Genomic DNA, 12,359 nt, shown 5'->3' on the forward strand with positions numbered 1-12,359 from the left:
CCTGTCAGTGATCGTGGAATCGGGACCTCGCGCATGGCCGTCACCAGCCTCGCCCCAGTGCCTTCCGCCCCCGCAGCGGAGGCACCCCTCGCCGCCGCCTACGCGCGGCTCGAAGACGTCCTGCCCGGGCTGGTGATCACCGACACCGGCGCGGCCCCGCTGCCCACCGGGGACGGCTGGGTCACCAGCTCGGAGCTGGCCGACGGCGGCGGCGCCCTGGAGACCTTCCTCGCCTGCGACGACGAGCAGATCCGCCGCGACTACGGCGTGACCGGCCGGCCCGACGTCATCGCCTCCTTCGGGCTCCACCGCTACGCCTGGCCCGCGACCCTGCTGATCACCGTGCCGTGGTTCCTGCTGCGCCGGGTGCCGCGCTTCCCGGCCGACGCGGTGGCGTTCCACCGCGCCGAGGGTCGCCTGGCCCTGCGCACCACCACGTTCGCCTGCCTTCCGGACGACCCGGCGGCGGACCGCCCCGACGCACGGGTCGTCCCGCACGAGGAGGCACTGCGGGCCGAGGTGCGGGCGGCCGTCGCCGAGCACCTGGGACCGGTCCTGGAGGGCTTCCGGCCGCGCATGCGGCGCGGTCCGCGCGCCCTGTGGGGCGCGGCGGCGGACGAGATCACCGAGGGCCTGTGGTACGTCGGCCGGCTCCTGGGGCAGGAGAGGCGGGCGATCGAGGCCGCCGAGGCGCTGCTGCCGGGCTCCACGTCGCCCTTCCCGCGCGGCGCCGGCTTCCGCGAGCTGACCGCCCCCGACGGCAGCTGCCTCCCCACGCGCGACCGGGCGAGCTGCTGCCTCTTCTACACCCTGCGCCCCAAGGAGACCTGCGTCACCTGCCCGCGCACGGGTGACGCCGAGCGCATCGCACGTCTGACCGCCGACACCTGACGCGTTCGAATCCGGGCGGGCGAATACCGTCCCCGCGCACCTCGTTGGCGGGCACTTGCCGGGAATCGCCCCTGCGCGCCCCCGGCCTGGGTCAGGATGCACCGCGAGAAAGCGGCACCCGCGGCCCGGCTCCCCGGACCCCGGGTCCACGGCCGACGGCCGACGAGGGGCACCGGTATGGAACTCACGGATGGATCACTGCAGTGGACGGTGGCGGGAGCCGTCATGCTCGTCGGCCTGCTGGGGGCCGTCGTGCTGATGGTGCGCGGGAGGAAGTCCGCCGAGGACGCCGCGCAGCACGACTCCTGGGAGCGTAGTGAGGAACGGCGCCGCCGGAAGGAGACCGTCTACGCGACCGCCTCCTACCTGCTGCTCTTCTGCTGCGCCGGAGTGGCCGCCGCCCTGTCCTTCCACGGGCTCGTCGGATTCGGCCGGCAGAACCTGAACCTCAGCGGCGGCTGGGAGTACCTCGTCCCCTTCGGACTGGACGGGGCGGCGATGTTCTCGGCCGTCATCGCCGTGCGCGAGGCCAGCCACGGGGACGCCTCCGTCGGCTCCCGGCTGCTGGTGTGGATCTTCGCCGGGGCCGCCGCCTGGTTCAACTGGGTCCACGCCCCGCGCGGCGCCGACCACGCGGGCGCTCCGCACTTCTTCGCCGGGATGTCGATCTCGGCCGCCATCCTCTTCGACCGGGCGCTCAAGCAGACCCGGCGGGCGGCGCTGCGCGAACAGGGGCTCGTCCCGCGCCCGTTGCCGCAGATCCGGGTGGTGCGCTGGCTGCGGGCGCCGCGCGAGACCTTCCGCGCGTGGTCGCTGATGCTGTTGGAGGGGGTGCGCACGCTGGACGAGGCCGTGGACGAGGTCCGCGAGGAGCGGCGCACCAAGGAGCGGGAACGGGCCCGGCAGCGCGAGCAGACCAAGCTGGAGCGGGCCCGCCTGAAGGCGCTCAGCCGACGGCGGCCCGGCTGGGTGCCCGGCCGCGCCGCCGGGCCGCAGGACGTCGAGGTCGCGGTCGAGGTGGAGCAGCCCGTGCGGGCCCGTGCGGCCCTCGCCGCCGCCGAGGAGGAGAGCGCCGAGCGGAGCCGGGGGGCCGCGTCCCGGGAGAGCGGCGACATCGGGCAGGCGGGCGGGCGGCTGGACTCCCTGGAGGAGAAACTCGCCGCGATCGAGAAGCAGTTCGGCTGAGCGCGGGGCCGTCCGTCGGGCCCGGCGGACGGCCCCGCGCTCAGGCCTCCCAGACGGCGGCGGCCGTGCGGTCCTCGGCGTGACCCGCCACGCGGAGCTGAACGTCCGTGAGGAACGCGGCCGGCCCCGGCGCGTCCCCGGCCCAGCGGGCGGCGAGTTCGTGGCCGAGCTCCGGCTCGCCGCGCAGCGGCTCGGCCAGCCCCGGACTGCACAGGAGAAGCGTGTCCCCCGGCCGGGCGGCGCAGGCACGGAAGCGGAACGGGGGCACGGACGGTCGCGCGCCGCCGGGCGCGGACGGGGCGGGCCCGGCGGCCGCGGACGGCTCGATGTCCTCCCATGCGCCGTCCCGCAGCCGGAACAGGCCGCCGGGGCCCGCGCCGAAGAACAGCCGGGTCCGGCAGCGGGGGTCGACGGGCAGCAACAGGCACCGCAGCCAGGCGGCGCGCTCGGCCGTCCCCTCGGCCTCGGCACCACCGGTGCGGTCGGCGTGGCCGGTGCGGTCGGGGTTCCCGTCCGAGACCGGGCGGCGGGGCCCGCCGAGACCGCGTCCGGTCAGCCGGCCGAGGCCCGACCTGAGGGCGCTGCGCCGCCCGGCCCGCACGTCGTCCAGCAGGCCCGCGTGACTGCGGCCCACGGCTTCGGCGATGCGGTGGCAGGCCGTCCGGGCGGCTCGCTGTCCCGACGACGCGCCCCGGTCACTGCCGGCCACCGCGAGCAGCAGCAACGCGTCATCGCCCGTACCGAACCGCGCCGTCAGCAGGGCGTCGTGCCGGGGGCGGCCCCGGAACCGGGCGAAGTCCCCACGCAGGGAGACGGTCCGCACGGTGAGCGCGCCGTAGCCGGCGGCGTCCAACTCGATGTCGGGCGCGAGCTGTTCGAGGCGGGCCGGATCGGCCTCGGGCCAGGCCGACGGTTCGGGGCCGTGCGTCGGCGGGCGGTCACCGACGTGCCGGGGCGATGCGGCGGGCTCGGCGTCCCCGGCCGGCTCCTGTCGGCCGGGGACGCGGCCTCTCCCGTGGTTCAGGGCGCGGGCGGCCGCCTCGAAGCGGTCGTCCAGGCTGTCGGCCGCCGCGGTGCGTCCCGCGTCGGGCTGGTCGTCCGCGTACAGCCGGGTCCACCAGTCGTGCGTCATGGTGACAGTGTCGCCGCGCGCCGCGCCGCCGCCTACCCGTACGGGCGCGTGGCACACGCCAACTGGCTTCGACCGCACCGGGGATGCTGACAGCAGCGTCACTCCCGAGGGTGACGCCGAACCGCAGTCACCCGTCGACGGCGGACGCGGCGGCCCGCCACAGGTGGTGGACCGCGTAGGAGCTCCAGGGCCGCCAGGCCGCCGTGTCGGGCGTGCCGCCGAGGCGCGCCAGACCGTGCCGGACCCCCGCGTCGCCGGTCAGGAGCACGTCGGGGTCGCCGAGGGCCCGCATGCGGATGTAGGACGCCGTCCACGGACCCACCCCGCGCAGCGCGAGCAGGGCGCGCTGGGTCTCCTCGCGGTCCGCGCCGGGGTCCAACCGCACCGAGCCGTCGGCGACGGCCGCCATCACCGTGCGCAGCGCGGCCCGGCGGGCGGCGGGCATGCCGAGTTCGGCGAGGTCGGCCTCCGCCAGGGTGGCGGCGTCGGGGAACAACCGGGTCAACGTGCCGTCCGGAGCGGACAGCGGTTTGCCGTACGCGGCGACGAGCCGGGCGGTGAGGGTCCGGGCGGCCCGGACGGTGACCTGCTGCCCGAGCACGGCGCGAGCGGCCAGCTCGGCGCCGTCGGCCGCGCCGGGCGAGCGCAGCCCCGGCCGGGCGGCGGCGGACGACCGCAGCAGCGGGTCCGAGCTCAGCCGGTCGGTGACGGCCCAGGGGTCGGCGTCCAGGTCGAACAGCCGGCGCAGGCGTTGGACGGCGGTGGTCAGGTCCCGCAGGTCGGCCAGGTGCAGCCGGCAGGGCAGCCACCCCGCTCCGCCGCGCTCCCCGATCTCGGCGACGGCGTGGGCGTGCGGCAGGGCGAGGGTGCGGCGGTAGCGGCGGTCCCCCGGCCCGCCGGTCACCTCCTCGACGCCCGGCACCGCGCGGCGGCCGAGGAAGTCGAAGACGCCCCCCGCGTCGTAGGGGCCCCGGTAGGCGAGCCGCAGGTGCACCCCGTCGCCCTCGGGCGGGGTGCTCGACCCGCCGCGCAGGCCGGTCGGGGTGGTGCCGTAGACGGCGCGGAGGGTGTCGTTGAACTGCCGGACGCTGGCGAACCCGGCGGCGAAGGCGATCTCGGTGACCGGCAGGCCCGTGGTCTGCAACAGCGTCCGCGCGGTGTGGGCGCGCTGGGCGCGGGCGAGCGCGATCGGACCGGCCCCGAGTTCCCCGGTCAGCTGGCGCTGGACCTGCCGGGCGCTGTAGCCGAGCCGCCCGGCCAGCCCGCCGACCCCCTCGCGGTCCACCACACCGTCGGCGATCATGCGCATGGCCCGGCCCACGGCGTCGGCCCGGACGTTCCACTCGGCCGAGCCGGGCACGGTGTCGGGACGGCACCGGCGGCAGGCCCGGTACCCGGCGGCCTGGGCGGCGGCGGCCGAGGGGTGGAAGGTGACGTTCCGCCGCTTCGGGGTGACCGCCGGGCAGCTCGGACGGCAGTAGATGCCGGTCGTGCGGACCGCCGTGAAGAACACACCGTCGAACCGGGCGTCCCGGCTGCGGACCGCTTCGTACCTGCTTTCGTCGTCCATCACTCCTTCAGTGTGCGACTCCGGCGGCGCCGCCACTCGCGGAAATCGGACAGGGACATCAGCAGGTAGGGCACGGCACCGGCGGCGAAGAGGACGCCGGGCCCGGCGACGTGCGAACCGAGGGCGTACCCGGCGAAGACGAGGACCGCGAGGACCTCCGAGCCGAAGCCGGCGAGCGAGGTGACCGTCGCCCGGGACCGGTCGGAGACGGCGGCCTGGAGACGGGCGTCGGCCAGCGCCATGGTCCATTCGAAGACGCCGTAGGCGACGGCCACCAGGACGAGTCCGGCCGGGTGGCCGCTGAGCGCGCCCCCGGCGAGGCAGGCGGCGCCGACCGCCAGGAGCCCGCCCGCTCGGCGGGGACCCCGGCCGGCCAGCCAGCCGCCCACCGCCGCTCCGGCCGTGACGAGGCCCACCAGCAGCGGCAGCGCGGCCGGTCCCGGGGCGACCGCGTCGGCCAGCAGCGGTACGTACTCGTCCAGGGCCGTGACGCCCGTGACGACCGCCCAGAAGAGCGCCGCCCGGCGCGCGCCCGGGGTGCGGCGCAGTTCCCGCAGGCCGCCGCGCAGGACCGAGCCGAAGCCCGGCTCCTCCTCCCCCTCCTTCGGGCCGGGGGCGCGGGAGTCGGGGAGGGTGAGGGCGACGACGGCGCACAGTGCGAGCGCCGCCGTACTGGCCAGCCCGAGTGCGCGATAGCCGCCCGCCGCGAGCACCGGCCCGGCCACGGCGGCGGCGAGCAGCTGGGCGGTGAGCCCCAACGCCCGGCCGCGCCCGATGACCTGCTCGTAACCGTCCGCCGCGTCGAGGCGGTCCAGCTCCGTCCAGGCCAGCGCCTGGTAGGTGCCGGACCGCAGCGCCTCCCCGGCACCCCACAGCACGAAACCCGCCGCGAACGCGGGATAGGAGGGGGCGACCGTCCACAGCGCGAACCCCGCGCCGTTCAGCAGCGGTGCGAGGACCAGCAACGTCCGGCGTGGCAGCAGGTCGGCCAGGACTCCGGAGGGAACCTCCAGCAGGAACCCGGCGAGCGACCAGATGACGAACAGCGAGGAGATCCCGGCCGCGTCGAGCCCCGTGTCGGCGAAGAGCACCGCGTAGACGGGGTAGAGCAGAACGAAGTCCTCCAGCCCCGCGTAGGCGTACAGCCTGCGGCGGAGGGAGGCGGCGGAGGCGGGCGAGGATCAATGTCGTCGGCGCATACGCCGATCCTACGGCGCCGAGCCTCCACAACGCCACGAACCGGCCACCCTCAGGCCGCGTCCCTGCGATGCCCGATGAAGGACACCCGGGTGTCGTCCTCGTCCAGGGCGATGTTGAGGGTGGCGTCGAGCGCCGTGGCCAGCTTGGCGAGGAGGGGCAGGGTGGGGACGGTGTCGGAGCCTTCGACGCGGGAGATCTTGGCCTGGGTCAGGCCCGCACGGTCGGCCAACTCGGTCTGCGTGAGTCCGAGCTCGGTGCGCCGGTCGTACACGGCCTTCGCCAGCGCCATGGACAGCCGGATCGCGCGCCGGGCCTCGGCCACGTCCTCGGGTTCGGTGAAGCCCTCGGCGAGCTTGCGCTCTCGCTGCGTTCTCCAGCGACTGTGAGTCACGGCTCCACCTCTCCCGGCCCGATGATACGGATGAACTCTTCGTGTGCGGGGCCATGTTCGGCTTCACAGACCTGTTGTGCGACCTTCGCGCGCTTCACCTCGGCGCCCTCCCGCATCCTCGTCTTGCGAAAGACGGTCAGCAGGACGGCGGTGCGGTTCGGGGTGAGCCAGTACGTCACACGCATGGCGGCACCATCAAGCGTGGGACGTAACTCCCTCACCCCGTCGCCGAGGTAACGGGCGTAGGGCTCGCCGAGCGCCGCAGCATGCTCAGCGAGCAACCCGACATACTCGCCATCTTGAGAAAGTGCTTGGCGGGCAGGGCTTCCAGCCAGTCCCGCACTTCGGGTTCGAGCTCGACGGCGAACAGGGGGCGCACGTGACCGAGGCTATATGTCGGGGGCGACATACTCAAGGCCACGAGCACGTCCGCGCCGGGCGGGGTGGGGGTTATTCGGGGGTGCCGTAGCGGGTCGGGGCGACGAACTCGCACCAGACGGACTTTCCGGTGGCGCGCGACTCCACGCCCCACACGTCGGCGAGTCGGTCGACGAGGAGCATGCCCCGGCCCGTCAGGCCGATGTCCTCGTCGCGGCCGAGTTCCGGGGCCTCGGTGGAGGTGTCCTCGACCTCGACGCGGACCCGGCGGTCGGCGCCGTCCAGGAGCCGGAAGGTGACGACCGCGCCGCCGTCGGTGTGCCGCAGGGCGTTGACCGTCAGCTCGTGGGTGACCAGCTCCAGGGCGTCGGCGCAGGCGTCGGCGTTCCACGAGCGCACGGCCGCCCTCGCCATCTGCCGCACCCCCGCGACCGCCCGCAGGTCCCCCGGCGCGACGTGGTGGTGGAGACGGCGGCCGAGCTGCGGGACCGGCGAGGCGTCGCGCCGGAGCAGGACGAGGGCCAGGTCGTCGACACCCGCCCGCGCGTTGGGCAGCTCGCAGAGCCAGTCGGCGAGCTTGCGCAGGTCGTCGGGGCCGCGTCCGACGGCGTCGACGAGGGCGCGCACGCCGTCGTCGAGGTCGGCGTCCGGCCGCTCGACCAGGCCGTCGGTGAACATCACGAGCGTCTCCCCGACCGCCAGTTCCACGGAGGTCACCGGGAAGTCGGGCGCGCCCAGGTGGGGCAGCCCGAGCGGCAGGGCGCCGGCCACCGGGAGCACCCGGCACCGGCCGTCCGTGCCCCGGAGCAACGGGTCCAGGTGCCCGGCGCGGACCAGGCGCAGCCAGCCGGTGGACGGGTCGGCCTCGGCGTACAGGCAGGTGGCGAAGCGGTCGGTGTCCAGGTCGTGCAGGAACGTGGAGGCGCGGGCCAGCACGGTGGAGGCGGTGTGGCCCTCGGCGGCGTAGGCGCGCAGCACGATGCGCAGCTGGCCCATGACGGCGGCGGCGTGCGTGTCGTGGCCCTGCACGTCGCCGATGACGGCCGCGACCCGGCCCCCGGGCAGGGGGATGACGTCGTACCAGTCCCCGCCGATGTCCCGCCCCCGGCGGGCCGGCCGGTAGCTGACCTCGGTGCGCAGCCCCGGCACGGCGGGGATGGTGTGGGGCAGCATGAAGCGCTGGAGGCTCTCGGCCAGCTCCATCTCCTGCTCGTACAGCATCGCCCGTTGCAGGCTCTGCGCGATAGCGCTGGTGAGCGCGGTGAGCAGGGTCTCCTCGTGGGGCGGGAAGGTGTGCTTGTCCCGGAAGAGCAGCCCGACGGCGCCGATCGCCCGCCCCTGGGCGATCAGCGGCAGGTACGCGGCGGCGGAGGCGTTCAGCGGTGCGATGTGGGGCCACAGCCGGGGATAGCGGGCGGCGAACTCCTGCCGGGAGACGAAGAAGCGCGGCGTCATCGTGCGGACGACCTCGCTCATGGGGAAGTCCGCGTCGATGCGGGTGTACTCCAGCTCGGGCACGAGGCTCGCCGTGCGGCCTTCGGCGATCTGGCGGATGTGGTTGCCCTCGACCAGTCCCATCAGGAGGCTGACGGCGCCGAGTCGCCCCATGCCGCGGGCGCTCTCCAGGACGTCGATGACGTCGCGCACGGACCGCGCGTGGGCGAGGGCCGCGGTCGTCTCCTCCACGACGCTGGACTCGCGGTGGCGTTCGGTGTCGGGCGCGCCCCCGCCGGCCGCGCCCGCGAGCTCGTCCGTGGCGTCCCGGACGACGCCGACGAGGCGGCGGGCCCGGCCGGCGGGGTCGCGGAGGATGTGGCCCTGGGTGTGGGTCCAGCGCAGGGTGCCGTCGCGGCAGCGGACGCGGAAGTACAGGCCGTAGCGGCGGCGCCCGTCCTTGATGGCCTGGGAGACCAGCGTGTCCATCCGGGCGGACTCGGACTGGGGCACCCGGCTGCCGAGGCTCTCGGGCCGGCCGTCGTACTCGTCGCGGCGCAGGTCGAACACGGCGAGCGCGCCGTCGTCCAGGTGCATGACGTCGCGGTCGAGGTCCAGGTCGAAGGTGCCCATGCGGTTGAGGGCGAGCGTGGTGCGCGTGTCGGCGGGCCACCCGCCCGGCCCGGTGGCCCCGGGAACCGTTCGCTGCGTGTTCATGCCGCACCCCAGACCGGAAGGCGATCTCCTTCACTGTGTCACCGTTCGCCCGGTTCCACGACCGCTGTGCGGCGCGCGAGCGACGCGGAGGGGAGGACCTGGCCGGGATGGGGCCGGAGGGGGCCGGGCGTCAGTGGCGGGGCCCCTTGAGCCGCGAGCGGAGGTCCTCCGGCGGCAGGAAGCGCGCCCAGCGTTCGGGGAACTCGGGGGGCTCGGGGCCGAAGCCGTCGTCCTCCTCGTCGTCGCCCGTGCCGGATGCCGGGTCGGCCCCGGCGGGGCCGCCGTCCCGGTGGCGGCGGGCCTCGGCGGCGGCGACCAGCACCGCCGCCTCCCGCTCCCGCTGCCGGTCGCGCGCACGGCGCGCGGCGGCCGTGGCGACGGACGGCCACACCCGGTCGATCGCCGCGTTGACGGCGGCGCCGACCAGGACGGCGAAGGCCGACACGAAGATCCACAGCAGCACGGCGACGGGTGCGGCGAGCGACCCGTAGATCGTCGGCCCCTCCACCGTGGCCGTCAGGTACAGGCGCAGCAGGAACGAGCCCCCCACCCACATGAGCAGCGCGACCAGGGCCCCCGGAATGTCCTCGCGCCACGGCGAGCGGACGGGGACGGAGACGTGGAAGAGCGTGGTCAGGAACGCGATGGAGAGCAACAGGACGGTGGGCCAGTAGAAGATCTGGACCACCCACTCCGCCTGCGGCACCCAGCCGATCACGGCGTCGGGGCCGATCACCATGAGCGGCAGCGCGACGGCTCCGATCAGCAGCGCGACGAGGAAGAGCAGGAAGGCCAGCAGCCGGGTCTTCACGATGCCGCGGTGCCCGTCGAGCCCGTACATCACCGTGATCGTGTCGATGAAGACGTTCACCGCGCGCGAGCCCGACCACAGGGCGAGCGCGAAGCCGAAGGAGATGATGTCGGGCCGTCCGCCCTCGATGACGTCGTCGATGAGGGGTGCGGCGATCTCGTTGACACCGCGTTCGGAGAGGACGGTGGCGGAGGCCTCCAGGATGTTGGTGCGGACGCTGTCGATGGTGTCCGTGCCGATCCACGCGTCCAGGTAGCCGAGCAGCCCGAGCAGGCCGAGCAGCAGGGGCGGCAGGGAGAGCAGCGTGAAGAACGCGGCCTCGGCGGCGAGGCCGAGGATGCGGTACTCCATGCAGGAGTTGACCGTGTCCTTCAGCAGCAGCCACGAGAGTCGCCTCTTCGGGATGTTGCGGTAGAGACCGCTCATGCTCACGCGCCCGGCGGAGCGGCGCCTGGGGGACGGTTCGGCTGCTCGCACGCGTCCAACGTATCCGGCTTCCGGCGCGGGACACGCACCGGTGACGTGCTGGGCCCCGCCGTCCGGCCTCCGCGCGGGAGCGCGCGGGCCCGGCTCATCCGGCGGCGGACGGGGGCGGATCGGCGCCGCGCACCGTGCAGACGGCCGCCGCGAGGCGCACCCCGGCGGTCAGCGCGTCGTGCAGGACGTCGGCGCCGAGCCCGTCGAGGCGGCCGCCCAGCGCACCGGCCCGGTGCAGTCCGTGCAGCAGGCCGGCCGTGAAGGCGTCCCCGGCGCCGACCGTGTCGACGACGGTGACCGGCGGCGTCGGCACGCGCAGCCGGTGGCCGTCGAGCGACGCGAAGACCCCGCGTGCACCGAGGGTGACGACGACCAGCCGCACCCCGGACGTGTGCCAGGTGTCGGCCGCCCGCTCGGGCCCGGCGTCCGGCAGCAGGTGGACCAGGTCGTCCTCGGAGCACCGCAGGACGTCCGCCGCCGCGCACCACCGGGCCAGCTGCGCGCGGTAGTGCGCGGGGTCGACGAGGAGCGGGCGCACGTTGGGGTCCAGCGAGACGGTGGCCCGGGGCCGCACGGCCGTGAGCAGCCGTTCGACGGCCGGGCCGCCCGGATCGCGGACGAGGGCGAGGGAGCCGGTGTGCAGGCAGGCCGCCGGGGCCCGCGCGGCCCGTTCCAGCTCGGCGTCCGTCCACTGCCAGTCGGCGGTGCCGGCGGCATGGAAGGAGTACGCGGCGCTGCCGTGGGCGTCGACGTCGGCCACGGCGAGGGTGCTGGGCTCGGCCGCCTCGACGACGGCGCCGAGGTCGACGCCGGCGGCCGTCAGCCGGGAGCGGAAGAGGCGGCCGAAGACGTCACCGGAGAGCCGCCCGAGGAAGCGGGTGGGGGTGCCGAGCCGGGCGAGCGCGGCCGCGGTGTTGGCCGGGCCTCCCCCGGGGAGCACGTGCAGGCCCAGGGCACCGGAGACGGCCGGGGTGGTGAAGGCGTCGGCCACGCACTCGCCCAGGACCGCGACGGGCGCGTCCCGCTCCGGGTGGCCGGGCCCGGCGGAATGCACGGCGGAATGCACGGCGGGGCTCACGGTGGGGCCCACGGCGGGCCGTGGCGTCGGGCGGGGCGACGGGGCCAACGGTTCCCCCTTCGGTCGGGGACGGGGACGGAGTCCGGGACTGACGGCACATCCTGCCAGCCGTGCCGTTCCCCGCCCAGGCGTACCGACTGCCCCCGACCGGGAGCGGGGCGGGGAACCGCGGTGTGATGGGATGCCCGGATGGACAGCGCCACGGACAGCACCCCCCACGGACCCACCGGCGGAATCAGCGTGACGACGTGGTCACTGGAGCAGACATCGGCCGACGATCTCCGTCCACCAACCGCCGGTGTCCACGGAGCGGACACCGGGTCCGCCATCCGGATCGTCCGGGCCGAGGTGCCGAGCCCGGAGTTCAGCCGCTTCCTCTACACCTCCGTGGGGACCGATCTCGCCTGGACCGACCGGCTGCCGTGGAGCCGTGAGCGCTGGCTCGGCTTCCTGGAGCGGCCCGGCACCGAGACCTGGGTGGCCTGGGACCACGGGACGCCGGCCGGGTTCATCGAGCTGGACGCCCAGCCGGAGGGCGTCGTGGAGATCAGCTACTTCGGCCTGCTCCCGGGCTTCCGGGGACGTGGCATCGGCGGGCGACTGCTCTTCGAGGGCACGGCGCGGGCGTGGGACCTGGCGCGGCGGTGGCCCGGCCGGGAGCGGACGCGCCGGGTGTGGGTGCACACGTGCAGCAAGGACTCCCCGCACGCGCTGGCGAACTACCGGCGCCGGGGGTTCCGCCTCTTCGACACCCGCACCGAGGTCGAGCCGGAGGTGCACGCCCCCGCCCTGTGGCCGTCCCGTCGCCCGGTGTGACCCAGGGCACACCGTCCCGCCCTGCGAGACGGTCTTGTCCGCATCGTGGATAACGGTGGACTGCGTCCAAGCGCGCGTGCCAGTCTTCCTCCCATGTCCAGAGCTGGAATCCTCTTGGTGAGTCGGCGTCACGTCGACCTTTGCCGCATGTCCAGCGCGATCTGTCCGGCGGGCTGACAGTCACAGCACCACGAACTTCGCACGCTCCGCCGCACCGCACGCCGCCCCCGCTGTCGCGGGCGGGTGCCACCCTCTGACTTCGCCTTCCGGCCGCGCGGC

At 75.3% G+C, this 12,359-nt stretch carries 12 protein-coding genes; 4 read left to right on the forward strand and 8 right to left on the reverse strand.

The window, feature by feature from the left end; genetic code table 11:
• Positions 1–33: 33 nt before the first annotated feature.
• Both V6D49_RS02860 and V6D49_RS02865 read left to right on the forward strand, forming a co-directional pair.
• The gene (locus V6D49_RS02860) at positions 34–891 is read left to right on the forward strand and encodes a (2Fe-2S)-binding protein (protein WP_340556781.1); all 858 of its coding nucleotides are present in this window, start codon (positions 34–36) and stop codon (positions 889–891) included.
• Positions 892–1,068: 177 nt separating this feature from the next.
• The gene (locus tag V6D49_RS02865; protein ID WP_340556783.1) at positions 1,069–2,076 is read left to right on the forward strand and encodes a DUF2637 domain-containing protein; all 1,008 of its coding nucleotides are present in this window, start codon (positions 1,069–1,071) and stop codon (positions 2,074–2,076) included.
• 40 nt (positions 2,077–2,116) lie between these two features.
• On the opposite strand, the gene V6D49_RS02870 is transcribed toward V6D49_RS02865, so the two are convergent.
• The 8 genes from V6D49_RS02870 to V6D49_RS02905 all read right to left on the reverse strand — a co-directional run bounded on the left by V6D49_RS02870 (position 2,117) and on the right by V6D49_RS02905 (position 11,252).
• Entirely contained in the window at positions 2,117–3,208 is a 1,092-nt protein-coding gene (locus tag V6D49_RS02870) for a protein phosphatase 2C domain-containing protein (RefSeq protein ID WP_340556784.1), read from the reverse strand.
• 127 nt (positions 3,209–3,335) lie between these two features.
• Positions 3,336–4,778, reverse strand: a complete 1,443-nt coding sequence (locus V6D49_RS02875; RefSeq protein WP_340556786.1) for an AlkA N-terminal domain-containing protein — start codon at positions 4,776–4,778, stop codon at positions 3,336–3,338.
• Entirely contained in the window at positions 4,778–5,923 is a 1,146-nt protein-coding gene (locus tag V6D49_RS02880; protein WP_340563642.1) for an MFS transporter, read from the reverse strand. The genes V6D49_RS02875 and V6D49_RS02880 overlap by 1 nt, the downstream gene beginning before the upstream one ends.
• A 104-nt stretch (positions 5,924–6,027) precedes the next feature.
• Positions 6,028–6,369, reverse strand: a complete 342-nt coding sequence (locus V6D49_RS02885; RefSeq protein WP_340556788.1) for a helix-turn-helix domain-containing protein — start codon at positions 6,367–6,369, stop codon at positions 6,028–6,030.
• Entirely contained in the window at positions 6,366–6,650 is a 285-nt protein-coding gene (locus V6D49_RS02890) for a type II toxin-antitoxin system RelE/ParE family toxin (RefSeq protein WP_340556790.1), read from the reverse strand. The genes V6D49_RS02885 and V6D49_RS02890 overlap by 4 nt, the downstream gene beginning before the upstream one ends.
• A gap of 169 nt (positions 6,651–6,819) precedes the next feature.
• Positions 6,820–8,898, reverse strand: a complete 2,079-nt coding sequence (locus V6D49_RS02895) for a SpoIIE family protein phosphatase (RefSeq protein WP_340556792.1) — start codon at positions 8,896–8,898, stop codon at positions 6,820–6,822.
• Between the two features lie 130 nt (positions 8,899–9,028).
• The gene (locus tag V6D49_RS02900; RefSeq protein ID WP_340556794.1) at positions 9,029–10,135 is read right to left on the reverse strand and encodes a YihY/virulence factor BrkB family protein; all 1,107 of its coding nucleotides are present in this window, start codon (positions 10,133–10,135) and stop codon (positions 9,029–9,031) included.
• 145 nt (positions 10,136–10,280) lie between these two features.
• Positions 10,281–11,252, reverse strand: a complete 972-nt coding sequence (locus tag V6D49_RS02905; RefSeq protein ID WP_340556796.1) for a carbohydrate kinase family protein — start codon at positions 11,250–11,252, stop codon at positions 10,281–10,283.
• A 201-nt stretch (positions 11,253–11,453) separates the two neighbouring features.
• On the opposite strand from V6D49_RS02905, the gene V6D49_RS02910 reads away from it, so the two are divergent.
• Positions 11,454–12,080 carry a GNAT family N-acetyltransferase gene (locus V6D49_RS02910; protein WP_340556798.1) on the forward strand — a complete coding sequence of 209 codons (627 nt, stop codon included), beginning with the start codon at positions 11,454–11,456 and terminating at the stop codon, positions 12,078–12,080.
• Positions 12,081–12,173: 93 nt separating this feature from the next.
• A complete protein-coding gene (locus V6D49_RS02915) occupies positions 12,174–12,257 on the forward strand; it encodes a putative leader peptide (protein WP_340563645.1) in 84 nt (27 codons plus the stop codon).
• Positions 12,258–12,359 lie beyond the last annotated feature (102 nt).

Source organism: Streptomyces sp. GSL17-111 (assembly GCF_037911585.1).
Lineage (GTDB): Bacteria > Actinomycetota > Actinomycetes > Streptomycetales > Streptomycetaceae > Streptomyces.

Excerpts from the sequence above, each read along its gene's own strand:
- V6D49_RS02860 (WP_340556781.1), top strand. The coding sequence starts at position 34 with ATGGCCGTCACCAGCCTCGCCCCAGTGCCTTCCGCCCCCGCAGCGGAG.
- V6D49_RS02865 (WP_340556783.1), top strand. The coding sequence starts at position 1,069 with ATGGAACTCACGGATGGATCACTGCAGTGGACGGTGGCGGGAGCCGTC.
- V6D49_RS02870 (WP_340556784.1), bottom strand. The coding sequence starts at position 3,208 with ATGACGCACGACTGGTGGACCCGGCTGTACGCGGACGACCAGCCCGAC.
- V6D49_RS02875 (WP_340556786.1), bottom strand. The coding sequence starts at position 4,778 with ATGGACGACGAAAGCAGGTACGAAGCGGTCCGCAGCCGGGACGCCCGG.
- V6D49_RS02895 (WP_340556792.1), bottom strand. The coding sequence starts at position 8,898 with ATGAACACGCAGCGAACGGTTCCCGGGGCCACCGGGCCGGGCGGGTGG.
- V6D49_RS02900 (WP_340556794.1), bottom strand. The coding sequence starts at position 10,135 with ATGAGCGGTCTCTACCGCAACATCCCGAAGAGGCGACTCTCGTGGCTG.
- V6D49_RS02910 (WP_340556798.1), top strand. The coding sequence starts at position 11,454 with ATGGACAGCGCCACGGACAGCACCCCCCACGGACCCACCGGCGGAATC.
- V6D49_RS02915 (WP_340563645.1), top strand. The coding sequence starts at position 12,174 with ATGTCCAGAGCTGGAATCCTCTTGGTGAGTCGGCGTCACGTCGACCTT.